Below are 18,634 nucleotides of genomic sequence, written 5' to 3' on the forward strand. Positions count from 1 at the left end.
ACAATGAATCGCAAGAGTACCAAAACAATCTTTACACTCATGCTTATGAGCTCTATGCTGATCGCCGGTTGTGGAGGCAATAACAATAATGCGGCCAACAACACGACATCTAACAACACAGGAAACACACCTGCAGCCAGTAATGCAGCAGCAGATGATACCGCATTAGATACTTCTCCGTTCACGATCTCTTTCTTCGGCGGTGACGCCAGCCCGAACTGGAACAAAATGCAGGATGAAGTCGGTAAAGCCATTACTGAAAAAACAGGTGTTACTATTGAAGCTGAATTTGATGTAGGCAGCGGCGGCGGCGACCAAAAAATCCCGATGATGGCTGCCAGCGGCGACGTGCCTGATCTGATCTTCGCCAAAGGAAACTTGAGCACCCTGGTGGATGCCGGCCTGATTATTGATATGACGGAACTGATTGATAAATATGCTCCGAACCTCAAGAAGGTCTATGGCGAAAACATGGGCCGTCTGAAATACAGCCTGGATGACCAAGCGATCTATCAGATTCCTACGAATATGGGTGTCGGCCAACAAGCCTTCGACGCTACAGGCGGATTTGAAATTCAGCACCGTGTATTGAAGGAACTGGGCTATCCTGAAGTGAAAACACTGGCAGATTATGAGAAAGTACTGAAGGATTATGTGGCTCTGCATCCGGAAACCGATGGTCAGCCGACAATTCCATTGACGCTGAACGCTGATGACTGGAAAATCATGATCACCGTTACGAACCCGGCCTTCACTACAACAGGTGCACCGGATGATGGCGAGTATTATGTAGATCCTGAGACCTATGAAGCACAGCTGCACTACAAACGTCCGGCAGAAAAAGAATATTTCCGCTGGTTGAACGGAATGTACGCTCAAGGTCTGCTTGATAAGGATACCTTCGTACAAAAAGACGATCAATACAAAGCTAAAGTTGCCAGCGGCCGTGTACTCGGTCTGATCTCCCAGGAGTGGGAATACTCCGATGGTGAGAATGCTCTGAAGGCAGCCGGTAAAGATGAGTATACTTACGGTCACTTCCCAGTAACCCTGTCCGATGAGTATAAAGATCATTCCTTCATGCAGACAGGTATCGACGGCTATGGCCTTGCGATTACTACTGCAGCCAAAGACCCTGTCCGGATCATCAAATGGCTGGACTGGATGTCCTCCGATGAAGGTCAGATTCTGAGAACCTGGGGTATTGAAGGCACGCACTACACTGTAAATGCAGATGGTAAACGCGAAGTTCTTCCTGAAATCAGCGACGGATTAGCTAACGATACTGCAAACACCCAGAAAAAAACCGGGATTGGCCAGTACCTTATCTTCGGTGCACGTTATGGTGATGGTGTGAAGGATTCCACTGACAACTACTACACTACAAGCTTCCCGGATCAGATCGTAGCTTCTTACTCCGATGCTGAGAAGGAATCACTTGCCGGATACAAGGCTACTACATGGAAAGATTTGTTCCCTAAAGAAGATGAATTCCCGATCAAAGAAACAGGCGCCCTGTACAACCTGCCGGTTCCAACTGACGGTCAATATCAGGTAATCTACAAGAAGACACAGGATATCATCCGCAAACGTATTCCTGAAGCCATCCTGTCGAAACCGGCAGACTTTGATAAAGTGTATGACGCCTTCCTGGCAGAGCTGGATAAAGCCGGCGCTCAGGATATGGAAAAAGAATTCACAGAGCTCGTGAAAAAGAGAGTAACCCTGTGGACAGGTAAAACGTTCTAATCAATAATGGGATGTAGGTCATTCCATACAGCGAAGGCCCGACTTAGGTCAGGGCCTTTTGCCGTACTCAGATATTATTACGGAGGGCGAGAAGCGAATGGATAACAACAGGCATCACCCGTGGAAATTAAAGTACGGCCAGCCGGCGGCAGTCTGGGAAGAAGCGCTGCCGCTTGGTAACGGGCATATGGGCGCTATGGTGTTTGGCGGTACCGCCAAAGAGCAGATTCAGCTGAATGAAGATACCCTGTGGTCCGGTTTTCCGCGGGACACGAACAACTATGAAGCCCTGCGGTATCTGAAGAAGGTACGGGAGCTGGTATCCTCCGGCAAATATGGGGAAGCTGAGGATGTAGTCAACGCGCATATGCTTGGAGTGAATGCCCAAGCTTATATGCCGCTGGGGGATCTGCTGCTGGAGCAGGCTGGTGTAGAGAACTGTACATCATATGAACGTGAACTGGATCTGGACAGCGGGATTGCCAAGGTGAGGTATCACAATGAGCAGGGGGCATTTACCCGGGAAGTATTCATCAGTGCTCCGGACAAGGTGGGTGTCGTTCACCTCACAAGTGCGGTGCCGGGCGGACTTCATCTAGAACTTGCTCTCAGTAGCCAGCTGAAGCATACGGTCAGTTCTGAAACTGAGCAACAACTGGTGCTCCATGGCCGCTGTCCGTCGCATATTGCTGACAACTATCATCAGGATCATCCCGTGGCCGTTCGCTATGAGGAGGGTCTCGGGATTGCCTTCGAGCTGCACCTGCAGGCACAGGTAACCGGGGGAGGAAGCATCCATCATTCGGATGGCAAGCTTGTCATATCCGGCGCTGATAGTGTACTTCTGCTGCTTGCGGCCGGCACGGACTATGAAGAGGTGCAGTCCAGTGCAAGCCACAAAAAAGCAGGAGCGGTGAAGGATTCCGAAGTTATTGTAAGCCCTGCGGAAGTTTGTGCAAGCAGGCTGACCGCAGCTGCGGGCAAATCCTATGAGGAGCTGCGGAGACGGCATACAGAAGATCATCAGGCGGTATTCCGCCGCATGGATCTGGATCTGGGCGGTCATGAAGCGGACAATCTGCCGACCGATGAACGTCTGGCTGCCTATAAGAACGGCCAGGAGGACCCGGCGCTGGAGGCGCTGCTGTTCCAATACGGGCGCTATCTGTTGATGGGCAGCTCGCGTGCCGGAACACAGGCCGCCAATCTGCAGGGCATCTGGAATAATCATGTACAGCCGCCATGGAACAGCAATTATACGACCAATATTAATACGCAGATGAATTACTGGCTGGCAGAGGTCTGTAATCTCAGTGAATTCCATGAACCGCTGATTGACCTCATTAAGGAGCTCAGTGAGACCGGGGCCAGAACGGCTGCCATTCATTACGGGGCACGCGGCTGGGTAGCTCATCACAATGTCGATTTGTGGAAGGCGTCTAACCCTTCCGGCGGAGATGCCAGTTGGGCGTTCTGGCCGATGGGCGGCGTCTGGTTGTCCCGGCATCTGTGGGAGCATTACGAATTCACGCCGGATGCCGTTTATCTGGAAGAGACGGCATATCCGTTAATGAAGGGAGCGGCACTCTTCTGCCTGGACTGGCTGGTGGAAGGGCCGGACGGCAAGCTGGTAACTAGCCCGTCTACTTCACCGGAGAACCGGTTTGTAACAGAAGACGGCAGAGCCAGCAGCATATCCATGGGCTCGGCCATGGATATAAGCCTGATCAATGAATTGATGCAGCACTGCCTGCAGGCTGCACGGATTCTCGGCGTGGATCCGGAGTTCCAGGCTGAATTGGAGAAGACGCTCTCCCGTCTGTCACCGCTGAAGATTGCTGAAGACGGGCGGCTGCAGGAGTGGATCTATGACTTCACTGAATCCGAGCCGGGACACCGTCATGTCTCGCACTTGTACAGCCTCTATCCGGGCAACCGTATCAACAAACGGGACACACCGGAGCTGCTGGAGGCGAGCCGTTTATCTCTTCAGAAGCGGATCGCTTCCGGCGGCGGGCATACCGGCTGGAGCTGTGCCTGGCTGATTAATCTGTATGCCCGGCTGGAGGACGGTGATTCGGCTTATGGTTTTGTCCGTACGCTGTTAACCCGTTCGGTCTATCCGAATCTGTTCGACGCGCATCCGCCGTTTCAGATTGACGGTAATTTCGGCGCTGCTGCGGGGATTGCGGAAATGCTGCTGCAGAGTCATCTGGGTGAGCTTGCGCTGCTTCCGGCGCTGCCCGGAGCCTGGAAGAACGGCCGGATCAGCGGCCTGAAGGCACGCGGCGGCTATGTGGTTGACATGGACTGGCAGGATGGACTGCTGGTATCCGCCCGGATCACAGCGAAGTATGATGGACTGCTGCGTCTCAGCTATGCGCAGGAGCTGAAGCTGCAGCTTCCTGACGGCAGCGCGCAGGTGGTAGAACCTGCGATTGAGGTTAAAGCGGGCGAGACTTATCTTGTGACGTTGTAGGCAGTGAACTGTAAGCTGTGAACGTGAACGCTTAAGTGTATCATAGATAAGTGCAGCCGAAGCTGCTGCTTCCCGGAGATGGACCGGGAGGCAGCGGCTTTTTGATGATCTATTTTCACGCCCGCATACCTCCTGAGCATTCCGCCTGCCCCAGCCCACTCCGCCGCCAGCCCACCCGCCAGCCACCTACCAGCCCACCCACTCACCCGCCAGCCACCTACCCACCCACCCACTCACCCGCCCACCAGTGCTTGTCCTGATAATATTTATGGGGAGGATACTTATGCGCCGGGTGTGCCGGGCCGATAATAAGGAATATAACAGGTATCTCAGGTTCAGGTTCAAAGGTTTCGGGGGTTGGAGTTGTATACAGGGGATTTCCGGCATTTACTATAGAGTAAACGGCTAATCATCCATTATATAGATTGCAGGAGGCACTTGAAGGCTATGGGGAAGAGACGTATATCGCTGATGAAGACCGTGATTTGCGGCATGCTGGTTTTTGCTGCTATCCCGCCCGCAACATACTGGGGGTATGAGCATGCCTATGCTGCTGCTGATTCTGTGGTGCTGCGTTCTGTCAATGAGATGGCGCAGAAGCTGACCGGGGCGATGAGCAACCGCAGAGAGACAATTACCTTCACTTATCAGGGCAAGACAAATAAGCTGAAGAGCCAGGTGCAGACGGCAATCGATCAGGCGATGGGGAGCGATCCGTATCTCTATTATATTATTGACAGCTATGCGTTTTCTTACCGGGGGAGCACACGCTCTGCCAACGTGACGGTTCAGGTGGAGTACCGGGAGACGCTGCAGCAGACAGCATATGTTAACAAGCAGGTGAAGACCGTTCTGCAGGAATTAATTACACCGGGGATGAGCAGCCATCAGAAAGTCAAAGTCATCCACGACTGGGTGGTGCTGCATTTGCAATATGATAATTCATACCGTAAATATACGGCGTATGAGGGACTTCAGACGGGCAGTGCGGTATGTCAGGGGTATTCCCTGCTGACCTATAAGCTGCTGCTGGGAGCGGGTATACCGAATAGAATTGTGGAGGGTACTGCGAGGCCCGAGGGGGGCGTTGCCCAGTCGCATGCCTGGAATCTCGTGCAGCTGGACGGACTATGGTATCATCTCGATACGACCTGGGATGATCCGGAGCCTAGTCCGGAGGGTGGAATCAGTACCGTATATTACATGAGAACGGATGCCCAGATGCGCCGTGACCACAGCTGGACCAAGACGTATCCGGCTGCTTCAACCGGTTATGCCCAGACACTGTCACAGCTGGTCAGCCGGGGCGGACAGGGGACAGACGGATACAAGAAGCTGCAGGAGGTTCTGGATTACAGGCTGTATGAGGAGGATCAAGTGATCGCTTCGGCGGCAGACTTGAAAAAGCTAGCGCAGCAGGCGGCGGATTCAGGCCAACTCTCACTGCTGTTCCGTTACCGGGGCAGTGAGAAGCTGCTGAGGCAGGACCTGCAGGTCCTCTATGAAATAGGGCTGAATAATCTGGCATTCAACAGTTCACCTTTTGACAATACAGGGGACCTTAAGGTGTATGTGACCTGGAAATAAGAGTATTGAAAAGGATACAGTATAGCTTTATCGCCACTGATCCGTCTCCGAGAAAAGAATGGTTTGCAGCTGATCGTCCGACGGGTCAAAGCGGACCATGACGAATATGCCAAATTCCCGGCCGGCTTTGCTGCGGATCCACAGCTTGAATTTCTCCTCCGCAAGCGTTGGCTTTATTTGAGTACGGCCTACATGCTTATAATCGATAATCTCGGCATTGTATTTCTGCTGCGCTGCTTTCACAGCTACGATACCCCATTTGGCATACTCAGGAGCGGCTGAACTCACCGGGCTGTTAAGGGTGAAGATAAGCGCCAGCAGGGCGGTGATCCAAATTTTTTTCATGGCAGTCTCCTTAGATTGTAGATTGTGAATATGTATTAGCTTGCCCCCAAAATAAAAAATTACATCATAACAGCAAACAAACAGGGATGTCTGCCGCGCCGATAGGCTGCGGGACATCCCTGTTTGTTGTAATTCCGGATAAACGCCGGAAGCGCTCAAGAATACTTTCCGAACCCGTCCTCGCATGTTATATCCAGCTCAAGAAGGTCATAAAGAGATTGCTTGGAATCCTCAAGGTTTTTTTGGGCAGCTTCAATATCTGCTATTTTAGCTTTGATGATTCGTGTTTGTTCTTCTTTGGAGATTCCATTTTTAGAGATCATGGATTTTATATCATTAATTGAAAAACCGACAGCCAGACAATTCTTAACAACACCCAAATGGTGAATGATCTCTGCATCATAATTCCGGTAATTGTTCTCTTCCCTGAGGATATATTCATCCGTGATAATGCCCATTTTCTCATAGTACCGGATGGTTGATATAGGCAGATTGACAATTTTTGCGACTTCACTAATTTTCATGTTTAAATCACCCCGTTTTTCCCTCTTGCTATAAAGTATACTTCATAGTTTAGAATTCTTGTAGTGATGATAAGTGACATTTCAGCACAAGAAAACCTATAGATAAAGGAGAGAAATTTACATGAGTACAATCACTGGGAAATACCATACAACCAACGATTTCAATGAGATCGTCCTGGAGCGCCGTTCCGTGAAGGCCTATGATCCTGAAGTCAGAATCAGCCGGGAGGAAATGAGCGAGATTCTGGCGGAAGCCTCCCGTGCCCCGTCTGCCATTAACATGCAGCCATGGCGTTTCCTTGTTATTGACAGCGCGGAAGGCAAAGAAAAGCTTGCCCCGCTGGCCTCGTTCAACCAGACGCAGGCTCTGACTTCCTCGGCAGTTATTGCGGTATTTTACGATGCGAATAATATTGAATATATGGAGGGAATTTTCGGCAAATCCGTGGAACTTGGTTACATGCCGAGCGACGTCAAGGATATGCAGCTGCAACAAGTGAAGCCTTATTATGCTGCCATGTCCGCATCCGAGCTGCGTGAAGTGAACCTGATTGACTCGAGCCTTATTTCGATGCAGCTGATGCTTGTTGCCCGTGCCCATGGATATGACACCAACCCGATGGCCGGTTATGAAAAGGACAAAATCGCGGAAGCTTTTGGCCTGGACAAAGACCGGTTCCAGCCGGTCATGCTGATCTCGATAGGGAAAGCAGCCAAAGAAGGCTACCCTTCCTACCGCCTGCCGGTTGAGACAATCACAACCTGGGCATAATCAACAGCTCCAAGGGGACGTTCTTCAGTACAAAAGCATACTTAACTTAATCTCCTGACGCAAAAAAAGACCGGTTCAGGCCACGATAATGTGGCCGAAACCGGTCTTTGTACTGAATCCGCCGAAAGTGGGCGGTATGGAGAAATCAAAGGGATAAATCCCACTAATTCCGCCGAAAGTGGGCGGTATGGGGAAATCAAAGGGATAAATCCCTCTAATTCCGCTGAAAGTCGGCGGTATGGTGAAATCAAAGGGATAAATCCCTCTAATTCCGCTGAAAGTGGGCGGTATGGGGAAACCAAAGGGATAAATCCCACTAATTCCGCTGAAAGTCGGCGGTATGGTGAAATCAAAGGGATAAATCCCACTAATTCCGCCGACGGTCGGCGGTATGGGGAAACCAAAGGGATAAATCCCACTAATTCCGCCGATGGTAGGCGGGATGGAGAAATCAAAGGGATAAATCCCTCTGATTCCGCTGAAAGTCGGCGGTATGGAGAAATCAAAGGGATAAACCCCACTAATTCCGCCGACGGTCAGCGGTATGGAGAAACTAAAGGGATAAATCCCTCTGATTCCATCGCACGTTGGCTAAAGGAGCAAATGAGGAGCATTAGTGCCCTTGAATTCCCCAAATGTGAGCCAAAGGAGCAAATGAGGAGCATTAGTGCCCTTGATTTCCCCGGATGCGAGCTAAAGGAGCAAATGAGGAGCAATAGTGCCCTTGAATTCCCCGAATGAGGGACAAAGGAGCAAATGAGGAGCATTGGTGCCCTTGATTTCCCAAATGCGAGACAGGTCGCACAAGCCCTCAGCTTGCTTTACCCGTAAGGGTGATTTTGTTCAAATATAAGAAATGATATGTTTCACATGATCCACTTAACCTTCTATTTCTCGCTAAAACGGCTACGCTATCCTTTTAAAGGACGGCGTAGCCGTTTCCAATTGTTATATGTAGCCTTGGCGCTTGAAGATATGACCTGCAAAGAGTTACTCTGCGTGAGTGCTCAGATCACATTTGTCCAGCGGGACAATGCTGCTCTTCCGGAACCAGCCGTAGCCCAGCCAGATCAGCAGGAACAGAGGTACGCTGACATAAGAGACGAGAATGCCGTACCAGTCGATTTTGGAACCGGTGAAGGCGCCCATGTTCTGGCCGAATACGGCCACCATGCAGAGGGCGAAGGCAAATAGCGGACCAAACGGGAACCATTTCGCCCGGTAAGGCAGTTCATCCAGCGAATGCCCCTGCTTGACGAAGGCACGGCGGAAGCGGTAATGACAGACGGCAATCCCGAGCCAGTTGATGAAGCCGCACATCCCGGAGGCGTTCAGCAGCCAGTTGTAAACCGCACCGTCTCCGAAGAAGGAGGCGAGGAAGGCCAGCATGCCGACAGCTGTGGTCACGAGCAGCGCGCCTACAGGCACGCCTCTGCGGTTCAGCTTGCCGAGGGCACGCGGAGCCATGCCGTCCTTCGCCATGGCGTAGAGGACACGTGTAGAGGCGTACATCCCGGAATTCCCGGCAGACAGCACGGAGCTGAGGATGACGGCGTTCATTACGGAAGCGGCAATTGCCAGTCCGGCTTTGTTAAAGACGATCGTGAACGGGCTGACACCGATATCATCGATCCCGCCGCGGAGCAGATCGGGATTGGTATAAGGAATGAGCAGACCAATTACGAGAATGGCGAAGATATAGAAGATCAGGATGCGCCAGAAGACCTGGCGGATGGCTACCGGTACATTCTTGCGGGGATTCTCACTCTCGCCCGCAGCGACCCCGACCAGCTCCGTCCCCTGGAAGGAGAATCCGGCGGCCATGAAGACACCGACGAAGGCGAAGAAGCCGCCGTGGAACGAGCTGCCTCCCAGCTGGAAGTTGCTGAGCCCCACCGCCTTACCGCCCATAATACCGAAGATCATAAGGACGCCGACAACGAGGAAGACAATGACGGTGATGATTTTAATGATGGCAAACCAATATTCCGATTCGCCGTAACCGCGCGAGGAGAGGAAGTTCAGGCCGAACATGATCAGCAGGAACAACAGGCTCCAGAGCATGGAGGGGCTGTCCGGGAACCAGTATTTAATAATGACGGTAGCAGCCGACAGTTCCGCTGCTATCGTTACCGCCCAGTTGTACCAGAAGTTCCAGCCGATGGCGAAGCCGAAGGCGGGGCTGACAAACCGCGTTCCGTACGTGCTGAAAGAACCGGAATCCGGCAAATAGGTAGCCAGCTCACCGAGGCTGGTCATCAGGAAATAGACCATGATGCCGACTGCGGTATAGGCAAGCAGGGCTCCGCCTGGACCGGAGGAGGCGATCGCACCGCCGCTGGCCAGGAACAGCCCGGTTCCGATGGAACCGCCCAGGGCGATCATGGTCAGATGTCTTGCTTTGAATGTTTTGCGCAGGCCCGGAGTACTGGCGTTACCTGCCTGTGCAGCCGGCTGCTTCTCTTGCTTCGCTTGCATGAATAGGACACTCCCTTTGAGTTGTTGGTTCGGTTCACAGCGGGGAGTTGCTGCAGCCTGCTTGGCCCTGTGTCTTCTGCTTAGCGTTATGCACACAAAAAAACCGCAGACGGACGCTGCGGTTTCCTGATTATAGGCTCCGCATCATACTCCCTGTTAAGATAGCGCAACACGGTGCAATTCCCGCAGTTTCCTGGCAGGCATATACACGGTGACAGTTCCGCGCCTTTCGGCTGACGGCCCCAATCCGCGCTGCTAAACTAAGAGCAGCAGCCCGGATTTCGGCGGATATTCCTTTCGGCGCGTATCATAGATGGCTCTTAGGCATCTCCACGCGCGTACTCTTTATATCCGCGACCTCTACCTCATCCTAGGTATGATGAGGCTATCTTGTAACGATATGAACAACAGGAATCAGTATAATGCAACTTGGCCTCGCAGGCAATGACAAAATACGGCAGGTTGACGTCAGGTCCGCCGGCGCTCCGACATCTGCTGCCAGACGGTGCCCGCGGCCTCTTCGCCGGACAGAATCCGCTCCAGCGCCATCTTGGCCTGCAGCCCGACCTCGAATTCAGGATCCTCGGCCGCAATGCTCAGGGCTTCCTGGGCTTCGGCCGTGCCGACCTCATACAGGAAGCGTGCCGCCCGCCAGCGCACCAGCTTGCTGGCATCACGCAGCGACGCCGTCATCACCGGCGTCGCTGCCGGGTCGCCGATGTCGGACAGTGTGTCGCCGGCGGTGCGCCGGACGGCGGGGGCGCTGTCCTGCATCGCCTCATAGAGCAGCTCCATCGCCCCTGGCGTGCGGATGTCGCCAAGGTACACGACCGCCAATCTGCGGATATGCAGCTTGGGGTCGTGCAGCGCCGTGCGCAGCTCCGGCAGGAGCTGCTCGCTAGGCGCCAGATCCTCCAGCGCGGCGTAGCGCACGCGCCAGTCCTCATCATGCAGGTCCCGCAGCAGCTCGGCCTGCTCTTTCTTGTGCCGCTGCTCGACGAACTCGCCGGCAGCCCCGTGCGCGATCGCCTGCTGCACGAGGGAGTCGAGGCGTTCCTGCGGATACGCCGCCTCCAGCTCCTGCTCGACCTCGCGCGCAATGTCCGGCGGCTCGCCGTAACGTACGCCGTAATCGGTGAGCTTACGCTCCTTGATCAGCACGGCGCTGGCCACATCGGTCACCGCCTGCGTGAAGCGGCTCGACAAGGCGATGCGCTCCTCCTTCGCGCCGGTCTTGACGCGGATCTGAATCGGGATCGCGCGGAACATCTGCACGAACACCTGGGCTTCCCCGAAATGGGCGCCGGCGTTCTCATCCTCCAGGCTGAAATCGGCGGCGAGGCCGTCCGCTCCGAAGCGGTTCTGGACCTCGCGGAGAATAGCGGCCCAATCGGCACTGCCCTTGCGTTCCAGGGCCGCGAAATCGGCAGCGTGATAGATACTGGTGACGCCTGGGATTTCCAGCATATCCTGCGCCCAGGAAGGGGCAGAGCGCCGGCTTTCCGGCGTGTAGGTCCGGCGGATGCCGGGTTCCAGACTTTCGTCCAGGTGAAGCTTCATCGTATTTGGACTTGGAGTCGGTTCAATAAAGGTGATCTTCATACGTCAGCTCCTCTTTGATAAGTGGCATAAGCACCGTGCTCTTTACCCGCATTTTACATCATTTCAGCGGTGGAACACAAAAGGGCAGAGGTGTGAACCCGCTAAAATTTAAAATATTAGTATAGATAAGAGATGCATAAGTTAATAACTTCCAGACCAGTCGTTACTACGGTGTAGATTTGGACTTCCGGCCGCTGTTGCCTCCAGATTTCCTGATTCATAACCGCAATCTGCGGTAGATTTGTTAATCCTCTATTTCACGCTGACGTTTCCGTTTGGGCCAAACGGGTAACATTTGTAAGGGGAGGATTACACATCGGCACACTCATGTACGCACCTGCACACCTCTGTGATTTTGCAAATGGCTCTGCGGAACCCTATAGTTAGAGTATCTGATTTGCCGCACCAGAGAGATCCGGCAGAGCGGTTATAAGGAGTGGTTTCAACCATGGCTAAAATACGTTACAACAACATCGATAATGTAAGTACCGATAAAACGCTTAAGGAATTCCGCCAATGGCGCGAGGAACGCCGCCGGAAGAAGAAGGATTATACCTATAAGGTGCCCAATCATCCGCCGCAGCTGAGTTATCTGGCCGGAAACCGGCTGGAAACAACGATTACGTGGATCGGGCACTCCACTTTTTTTCTGCAATATGAAGGGCTTAATATCATTACGGACCCGATCTGGGCGCGCAGACTGGGGTTTGAGAAGCGGATCGGGCAGCCGGGCATACCCCTTGGCGATATTCCGCCGATAGACCTTATCCTGATTTCCCATTCCCATTATGATCATCTGCACATAGCTTCCATCCGCAGATTGTACCGGGCAGGAACGACGACCCTTGTGGTCCCGGAAGGACTGAAGCGCAAAATGCTCCGCAAAGGGTTCCCGGACTGCCTGGAGATGCAGTGGTGGCAGGAGCTTACGCTCGGTGCCGTCAAGCTGACCTTTGTCCCGACCCAGCACTGGACCCGGCGGACGCCGTTTGATACGAATTCCTCGCACTGGGGCGGTTATGTGCTTCAGCCGGCGGACCCGCAGAAGCATCCGGAGGGCGAAGAGGGCAAGGGGCAGCGCAAGCTTCCGCCGAATCTGTATTTTGCCGGAGACAGCGGCTTCTTCCCGGGCTTCAAGGAGATCGGCAGCCGCTTTAAGCTGCATGTCGCACTGATGCCAATCGGGGCCTATGAGCCGGAGTGGTTCATGAACTCCCAGCATGTGAATCCGGAGGAGGCTGTGCAGGCATTCCTGGATGTAGGGGCAGAGCTCATGATTCCGATGCATTTCGGGACGTTCCGGCTGGCTGATGACACCGCGCGCGAAGCGCTGGACCGGATGGAGCTGGCACGTGCGGCACACGGGATCAGTGAGGAACGTATCCGTACCTTAGGTTATGGGGAGACACTGGTGGTGCATCCCGAAGAGCGCCCGCCCGGACAATAACTGCCGGCGGCTGACCGGGAGAAGTCCCGCATAACCCTTCTACTTAAAAATATAAGAAATTATATGTTTCACACGATAACTTATCCTTCTATTTCTCGCTGAAACGGTGCCTTCCTTAAAAGGACGGCAAAGTTGTTTCCACTTGATAAGATATTTGCCTGGAAAAGGGCAAAGATGCCCCTTAAAGGGCTACAATTACGGGCCATTTGCCTTGATTTTATGCTATAATGAGCCGGAACCCTAAGTGAAAAGGATGGTAATGCTTAATGATTAGCACAAGCGGCGTAACACTCCGCTACGGAAAACGCGCACTATTTGAGGACGTAAACATAAAATTCACACCCGGCAACTGCTATGGTCTGATCGGCGCGAACGGCGCCGGCAAATCGACCTTTCTAAAGATCCTGTCCGGAGAGATCGAAGCCAACATCGGCGATGTGCATATTACACCCGGTGAACGTCTGGCTATACTGAAACAGAACCATTTCGAGTATGACGAATTTCTGGTACTGGAAACGGTAATTATGGGCCATACCCGCCTTTATGAAATCATGAAGGAGAAGGATTCCCTGTATGCCAAGAGCGACTTCACGGAAGCTGACGGCCTTCGCGCCGGTGAGCTGGAAGGCGAATTCGCTGAACTGAACGGCTGGGATGCAGAGCCGGATGCTGCTGCAATGCTGATCGGACTTGGTATTATGCGCGAAATGCATGATAAGAAAATGGCCGAACTCAGCGGTAACGAAAAGGTCCGGGTACTCCTGGCGCAAGCCCTGTTCGGACGTCCGAACAACCTGCTGCTCGATGAGCCTACCAACCATTTGGATCTTGAATCCATCGGCTGGCTGGAGAACTTCCTCATGGACTACGAAGGCACCGTTATCGTGGTATCCCATGACCGTCACTTCCTGAACAAGGTCTGCACGCATATTGCGGATATCGATTTCGGCAAAATCCAGATGTACGTCGGCAACTACGACTTCTGGTACGAGTCCAGCCAATTGGCCCAGGCCCTGCAGCGCGACTCGAACAAGAAGAAGGAAGACAAGATGAAGGAGCTGCAAGCCTTTATCCAGCGCTTCTCGGCTAATGCCTCCAAATCGAAACAGGCTACTTCCCGTAAGAAGCAGCTGGAAAAAATCACACTGGACGATATCCGTCCTTCCAACCGTAAATATCCGTTCCTGAACTTCAAGCCTGAACGTGAGGCCGGCAAACAGCTGCTTACGGTCAGCGGACTGAGCAAGTCGGTTGACGGTGAGCAGCTGCTGGATGAAGTCAGCTTTGTCGTGAACAAAGGCGATAAAATTGCTTTTGTAGGTCCATACTCCCAGCCGAAATCACTGCTGTTCGATGTCCTTATGGGCGAGAAGGAAGCGGATGCCGGTGAATATACTTGGGGCGTTACAACAACCCAGGCTTACTTCCCTAAGGATAACTCGAGTTATTTCGACGGTGTGAACATGAACCTGGTAGAGTGGCTACGCCAGTATTCCAAGGATCAGGATGAAACTTTCCTGCGCGGTTTCCTGGGCCGGATGCTGTTTGCCGGTGAAGAAGCGCTGAAGAAGGCCAGCGTACTGTCCGGGGGCGAGAAGGTCCGCTGCATGCTGGCCAAGATGATGCTGAACGGGGCGAATGTGCTCGTGTTCGATGAGCCAACCAACCACTTGGATCTGGAATCGATCACAGCGCTCAATAACGGCCTGATTGACTTTGACGGCACGATCCTGTTCACTTCCCATGACCATCAGTTCATCCAGACAATCGCCAACCGCATTATTGAAATTACACCGGCTGGTGTCATCGACCGTTCGATGAGCTATGATGAATATCTGGAGAATCCGGAAATTAAGGAAATGCGTGCACGCATGTATCCTGTAGAGGCTTAAGAACTAGATATAGGTAGGATGAACGGTAATGAGTTCATACGAAAACGGCTGCGTCGTCCCGGAAGGGATAACGCAGCCGTTTATGTTCACATATAAGAGTGTAAGAAGCCTAAGATCCGCCTGTACGACGGCGCTGGTTGTTTGGCTTCTTATTGTTCTGGCTTTTCAGCGGCTTCGCGGAACCGGCTTGAAAAGTTGAACCCGGTTTACCCGAAGCATGCTGTTTCTTCTGTTCAAGCTTCTGGCGGATCGCCTCGGCCAAATTAATTTTTGGTTTATCATTGTTCTCGCTCATTATGTTAACCCCCTTAGGCAGCAAGTCCTTTTCCTTATTCTAATTGTTTTTAAATGCTGCCACAAGGGCAAGAATAACTCAAAGAAAGTTTTCCTGTATTTATGTGACAAGGATGGAGATTGACAGGGGGTAGCAGGGATGTCCGATATTTATGAAGATATACGCAAAGGAGAAAAGGGCGCACTGGTCAGTATTGTCGCTTATCTGGTTTTGTCAGCTTTCAAGCTGGTCTGCGGCTACTTGTTCGCTTCCAGCGCTCTCCTGGCAGACGGCTTCAACAATCTGACCGATATTGTGGCTTCGCTGGCTGTGCTGATTGGTCTGCGCATCTCGCGGAAGCCGCCGGATTCAGATCATACCTACGGGCATTTCCGGGCCGAGACGGTCGCTGCGCTGATGGCTTCTTTTATTATGGCAATGGTCGGCATTCAGGTTATAGTGGAAGCGGTGCGATCCTTGTTTGAAGGGGCGAAGGCAACGCCGCAGCTCTGGTCGGCAGGAGTTGCCCTGGTGTGTGCCGTAGCCATGATGGGGGTATATATATATAACAAGCGTTTGGCGAAGCAGATTAACAACAATGCGCTGATGGCTGCAGCCAAGGATAATTTCTCGGATGCCATGGTTAGTATCGGAGCTGCAATAGGTATCGTCGGAGCACAGTTCGGCCTCCCTTGGATCGATTCCGCAGCCGCTGTTGCTGTAGGACTGCTGATCTCCAAGACGGCCTGGGATATATTCCGCGACTCCACTTACCGGCTGACTGACGGCTTTGACGAAGATAAACTGCTTGATCTGCGCAGCACCATTGCCCGGACACCGGGAGTGGAGGGCATCAAGGATTTGAAAGCCCGGGTTCATGGCAATCATGTGCTGGTTGATGTAGTGGTACAAGTGAATGCACAGATGACGGTGATGGAGGGCCATGCCATCAGTGACTCCATCGAAGAGCGGATGAGTAAGCTGCATAACATCATGAATGTGCAGGTTCACGTTGAACCCAAAGATTAACATTCCTTAATTTCTCCTAGTTAGCTGTAATTTCCACCAAATCCAAGGAGAAATCGTGACTATAGACCTGGGTGTTACCATAAGATGGAAAGGTTTTTTGTGAAATTTGGAGCATGTTCCAAATCCCGGGCAGGCCTATAATGAGGGCAGAAAGCAACAAACGTAGCGCGCGCCGTTGTTGAATTCTCAATACGCTAAGCGGGGGAACGCTATGATCGTATCACATAAGAAACTGACAGCATCGTTATTGGTCTCGGCAACACTTGCACTATCCTTGGGAGTGTTAAGTCCTCAGCAGTCCTTCGCCGCATCGGCTTCTGCCAATTCGTCTTTGGCTGCGTCGGCGGTACAGACAGGTATAATTCAATCCTCGGTGCGGCTGCGCACGACTCCATCTACCAGCGGTAAGGTATTGAAGTACCTCAGTAAGGGAGACCAGGTAACGATTCTGGAAGCGACTAACAGCTATTGGTACAAAGTCAGAACTGCAGACGGTGAGATCGGTTATACCAGTACGGGAGACCAATACATCAGTGTGATTACGGCTCCGGTGGCTACACCTGCAGTACAAACAGCAGTCATCCAGTCCACAGTCCGTCTTCGGGAGACACCTTCCACAAGCGGTAAAGTGCTGGGTTACCTATACAAGAATGACCAGGTAACAATCCTGGAAGAGACCAACAGTTATTGGTACAAAGTAAGAGCAGCTAACGGTACAACCGGATATACAAGCTCTGCGGATCAATATATTGAAGCAACGGCGGCACCTGTTCCGACACCAATACCGACACCAATACCGACACCAATACCGACACCTGCACCTACGCCAGTTCCTACGGCTCCGCCGCAGGCTGCTGTGATTGAAAGTGTAATAGCCGCAGGCATGGGCTACCTCGGTACACCGTATGAGTACGGGTCCAGCCGGAATGATACCAGCACGTTCGACTGCTCGGATTTCATCCGCCAGATTTTCATGGATGCAGCTAATTTGAAGCTGCCTGCCGACTCCCGGCAGCAGGGTGACTGGGTGAAGCAGAATAGTAATGTAGTAACGGACATTGCTGGGTTGAAACGCGGTGATTTGATGTTCTTCATGGATTATAAAGGAAGCTCGGCTTCCGCCTATGCGGGGATCGACAAGTCTACAGCAAGAATTACGCATGTAGCGATGTATTTGGGAGACGGGCAGTTATTACAGACGTATTCCGTATCTTCCGGCGGCGTTAGAGTAGACAAATTAAGCGCTTCTTGGATGAACCGTTTCCTTTATGGAGGCTCGGTCATCCGCTAATATAACAATAGATGTAGAGAGCATGAAGCGGCAATAGTACGAGTTTGTGACGGGTGAACTAACTAGGGCGGATGTTTTGTGGGGTTATCCTTTCAGTAGATTCTTCTACTGAAAGGATAACCCCTTTTCCTTATACACAGCAAAAAGGCCGTCAGGACTAACGTCCATGGGCCTCTTGAGTATACCAACTGCGAAGTCATAGCAAAGGTAGCACATCAGCTGTTATGACTTCGCTTATCGTTAAGTATTTATGGAGTAATTACATAAGCGGAAGCAGGAACCTTGAGCCAAGCTTTGCCCAGCCAAGTATATACTTCTCTCCACTCATTGCCCCAAGTGTCGGTCATGATTACACCTGTTGTATCGACAGTCTGCGCACCCAGCCAGCCGATAGGGGTTGTGCTGCCCACGGAAAGGTGGAAAGCAGTGATCTTGGTCAGGATAATCTGAGGAGTCGCTAGTTTGATGTCTGCTGGAGTGATTATAGTATCGAATGGCTCCAGGTATGTACTTCCGGTTACAGACACTGCTGCATCAGAAGTAGGTGTAGTAGTAGTTGTTGTACCTGTTACTTCAGCAGCAGAAGCGGTTGCTGCTATGGAAGCCATAAGACCCATTGCTACTGTTAAGCTGGCTAATTTTTTCATCGATGATTCCTCCTGATTTTGGTTTAGTAGTGTACTTTAACATGTTCGTGCTGTGCTAATAAGCATGTAAACATAAAGTGTATGTAATGAACCAGACATCGGAATGAAATATTTTAATTTTGTTTTATGCCGGGCGGCCTTGTATTTCTGATTCAGAGGGCAAGTGACAACCTGAGAGGAAAGGCCTATACTTTCTGAAGGGTGAATAGGATATATCAAGCGGAATAAGTTGCATAAATAGAAAAAAGCCCGGGGCTTCTCGTGGAAGCCTCAGGCTATACAGCAATGCTTGGGTTTCAGTTAGCGGAATGAATGACTACATTGACCTTCCTCTGCGTCCCATAAAGAGCGAAACGACGAAGAGAACAAGGAAGATGTAGAACAATACTTTGGCAATGCCTACAGCGGCTGCCACAATATTGAAGAAACCGAAGATACCGGCAATCAGAGCAACTACCAGCAGAATTACTGACCATCTTAACATGAGATGTCATCCTTTCTGTGTGGTGATGTAGTCA

15 protein-coding genes and 1 riboswitch are annotated in these 18,634 nt (G+C 52.0%); of the genes, 8 read left to right on the forward strand and 7 right to left on the reverse strand.

All coding sequences use genetic code 11. The annotated features are described in order from the left end of the window. The first annotated feature begins 3 nt into the window (after positions 1 to 3). From GC101_RS15150 to GC101_RS15160, 3 genes are all read left to right on the forward strand, one after another. Positions 4 to 1,749: an ABC transporter substrate-binding protein gene (locus GC101_RS15150; protein WP_171717915.1), complete on the forward strand. Its 1,746-nt coding sequence runs from the start codon at positions 4 to 6 to the stop codon at positions 1,747 to 1,749. Between the two features lie 97 nt (positions 1,750 to 1,846). Further along, positions 1,847 to 4,228 carry a glycoside hydrolase family 95 protein gene (locus tag GC101_RS15155; RefSeq protein ID WP_171717916.1) on the forward strand — a complete coding sequence of 794 codons (2,382 nt, stop codon included), beginning with the start codon at positions 1,847 to 1,849 and terminating at the stop codon, positions 4,226 to 4,228. A 447-nt stretch (positions 4,229 to 4,675) separates the two neighbouring features. Then, positions 4,676 to 5,815: a transglutaminase domain-containing protein gene (locus GC101_RS15160; protein WP_171717917.1), complete on the forward strand. Its 1,140-nt coding sequence runs from the start codon at positions 4,676 to 4,678 to the stop codon at positions 5,813 to 5,815. Between the two features lie 27 nt (positions 5,816 to 5,842). On the opposite strand, the gene GC101_RS15165 is transcribed toward GC101_RS15160, so the two are convergent. Both GC101_RS15165 and GC101_RS15170 read right to left on the reverse strand, forming a co-directional pair. After that, positions 5,843 to 6,160, reverse strand: a complete 318-nt coding sequence (locus tag GC101_RS15165; RefSeq protein WP_171717918.1) for a DUF3889 domain-containing protein — start codon at positions 6,158 to 6,160, stop codon at positions 5,843 to 5,845. A 155-nt stretch (positions 6,161 to 6,315) separates the two neighbouring features. Further along, positions 6,316 to 6,684: a helix-turn-helix domain-containing protein gene (locus tag GC101_RS15170; protein ID WP_171717919.1), complete on the reverse strand. Its 369-nt coding sequence runs from the start codon at positions 6,682 to 6,684 to the stop codon at positions 6,316 to 6,318. Positions 6,685 to 6,805: 121 nt separating this feature from the next. Here GC101_RS15170 and GC101_RS15175 point away from each other — a divergent pair, with 121 nt between their 5' ends. Beyond that, the gene (locus GC101_RS15175) at positions 6,806 to 7,456 is read left to right on the forward strand and encodes a nitroreductase family protein (RefSeq protein ID WP_171717920.1); all 651 of its coding nucleotides are present in this window, start codon (positions 6,806 to 6,808) and stop codon (positions 7,454 to 7,456) included. 990 nt (positions 7,457 to 8,446) lie between these two features. On the opposite strand, the gene GC101_RS15180 is transcribed toward GC101_RS15175, so the two are convergent. Continuing rightward, the gene (locus GC101_RS15180; RefSeq protein ID WP_171717921.1) at positions 8,447 to 9,934 is read right to left on the reverse strand and encodes an amino acid permease; all 1,488 of its coding nucleotides are present in this window, start codon (positions 9,932 to 9,934) and stop codon (positions 8,447 to 8,449) included. 154 nt (positions 9,935 to 10,088) lie between these two features. Further along, positions 10,089 to 10,305: riboswitch (Lysine riboswitch) on the reverse strand. A gap of 97 nt (positions 10,306 to 10,402) precedes the next feature. Beyond that, the gene (locus tag GC101_RS15185) at positions 10,403 to 11,536 is read right to left on the reverse strand and encodes a virulence factor (RefSeq protein WP_042140019.1); all 1,134 of its coding nucleotides are present in this window, start codon (positions 11,534 to 11,536) and stop codon (positions 10,403 to 10,405) included. A 448-nt stretch (positions 11,537 to 11,984) separates the two neighbouring features. Between GC101_RS15185 and GC101_RS15190 the strand changes: the two genes are divergently transcribed. Continuing rightward, positions 11,985 to 12,983 (forward strand): MBL fold metallo-hydrolase, encoded by a 999-nt coding sequence (locus tag GC101_RS15190; protein ID WP_171717922.1) that lies wholly within the window; start codon positions 11,985 to 11,987, stop codon positions 12,981 to 12,983. Between the two features lie 266 nt (positions 12,984 to 13,249). After that, entirely contained in the window at positions 13,250 to 14,875 is a 1,626-nt protein-coding gene (locus GC101_RS15195) for an ABC-F family ATP-binding cassette domain-containing protein (protein ID WP_039309280.1), read from the forward strand. A gap of 109 nt (positions 14,876 to 14,984) precedes the next feature. On the opposite strand, the gene GC101_RS15200 is transcribed toward GC101_RS15195, so the two are convergent. After that, entirely contained in the window at positions 14,985 to 15,170 is a 186-nt protein-coding gene (locus GC101_RS15200) for a hypothetical protein (protein WP_039309279.1), read from the reverse strand. Positions 15,171 to 15,308: 138 nt separating this feature from the next. Here GC101_RS15200 and GC101_RS15205 point away from each other — a divergent pair, with 138 nt between their 5' ends. Together GC101_RS15205 and GC101_RS15210 are read left to right on the forward strand one after the other, a co-directional pair. Then, entirely contained in the window at positions 15,309 to 16,178 is an 870-nt protein-coding gene (locus GC101_RS15205; RefSeq protein WP_042140017.1) for a cation diffusion facilitator family transporter, read from the forward strand. 211 nt (positions 16,179 to 16,389) lie between these two features. Beyond that, entirely contained in the window at positions 16,390 to 17,469 is a 1,080-nt protein-coding gene (locus tag GC101_RS15210; RefSeq protein WP_171717923.1) for a C40 family peptidase, read from the forward strand. A gap of 248 nt (positions 17,470 to 17,717) precedes the next feature. Here GC101_RS15210 and GC101_RS15215 read toward each other — a convergent pair whose 3' ends face one another. Both GC101_RS15215 and GC101_RS15220 read right to left on the reverse strand, forming a co-directional pair. Further along, positions 17,718 to 18,116 carry a hypothetical protein gene (locus GC101_RS15215; protein ID WP_171717924.1) on the reverse strand — a complete coding sequence of 133 codons (399 nt, stop codon included), beginning with the start codon at positions 18,114 to 18,116 and terminating at the stop codon, positions 17,718 to 17,720. A 316-nt stretch (positions 18,117 to 18,432) separates the two neighbouring features. After that, positions 18,433 to 18,600 (reverse strand): DUF1328 domain-containing protein, encoded by a 168-nt coding sequence (locus tag GC101_RS15220; protein WP_171717925.1) that lies wholly within the window; start codon positions 18,598 to 18,600, stop codon positions 18,433 to 18,435. Positions 18,601 to 18,634 lie beyond the last annotated feature (34 nt).

The organism is Paenibacillus phytohabitans, from assembly GCF_013141775.1.
GTDB classification, from domain to species: domain Bacteria; phylum Bacillota; class Bacilli; order Paenibacillales; family Paenibacillaceae; genus Paenibacillus_AQ; species Paenibacillus_AQ phytohabitans.

Excerpts from the sequence above, each read along its gene's own strand:
- GC101_RS15200 (WP_039309279.1), bottom strand. The coding sequence starts at position 15,170 with ATGAGCGAGAACAATGATAAACCAAAAATTAATTTGGCCGAGGCGATC.
- GC101_RS15195 (WP_039309280.1), top strand. The coding sequence starts at position 13,250 with ATGATTAGCACAAGCGGCGTAACACTCCGCTACGGAAAACGCGCACTA.
- GC101_RS15215 (WP_171717924.1), bottom strand. The coding sequence starts at position 18,116 with ATGAAAAAATTAGCCAGCTTAACAGTAGCAATGGGTCTTATGGCTTCC.
- GC101_RS15150 (WP_171717915.1), top strand. The coding sequence starts at position 4 with ATGAATCGCAAGAGTACCAAAACAATCTTTACACTCATGCTTATGAGC.
- GC101_RS15155 (WP_171717916.1), top strand. The coding sequence starts at position 1,847 with ATGGATAACAACAGGCATCACCCGTGGAAATTAAAGTACGGCCAGCCG.
- GC101_RS15210 (WP_171717923.1), top strand. The coding sequence starts at position 16,390 with ATGATCGTATCACATAAGAAACTGACAGCATCGTTATTGGTCTCGGCA.
- GC101_RS15175 (WP_171717920.1), top strand. The coding sequence starts at position 6,806 with ATGAGTACAATCACTGGGAAATACCATACAACCAACGATTTCAATGAG.
- GC101_RS15180 (WP_171717921.1), bottom strand. The coding sequence starts at position 9,934 with ATGCAAGCGAAGCAAGAGAAGCAGCCGGCTGCACAGGCAGGTAACGCC.
- GC101_RS15205 (WP_042140017.1), top strand. The coding sequence starts at position 15,309 with ATGTCCGATATTTATGAAGATATACGCAAAGGAGAAAAGGGCGCACTG.
- GC101_RS15160 (WP_171717917.1), top strand. The coding sequence starts at position 4,676 with ATGGGGAAGAGACGTATATCGCTGATGAAGACCGTGATTTGCGGCATG.
- GC101_RS15165 (WP_171717918.1), bottom strand. The coding sequence starts at position 6,160 with ATGAAAAAAATTTGGATCACCGCCCTGCTGGCGCTTATCTTCACCCTT.
- GC101_RS15170 (WP_171717919.1), bottom strand. The coding sequence starts at position 6,684 with ATGAAAATTAGTGAAGTCGCAAAAATTGTCAATCTGCCTATATCAACC.
- GC101_RS15190 (WP_171717922.1), top strand. The coding sequence starts at position 11,985 with ATGGCTAAAATACGTTACAACAACATCGATAATGTAAGTACCGATAAA.
- GC101_RS15185 (WP_042140019.1), bottom strand. The coding sequence starts at position 11,536 with ATGAAGATCACCTTTATTGAACCGACTCCAAGTCCAAATACGATGAAG.
- GC101_RS15220 (WP_171717925.1), bottom strand. The coding sequence starts at position 18,600 with ATGTTAAGATGGTCAGTAATTCTGCTGGTAGTTGCTCTGATTGCCGGT.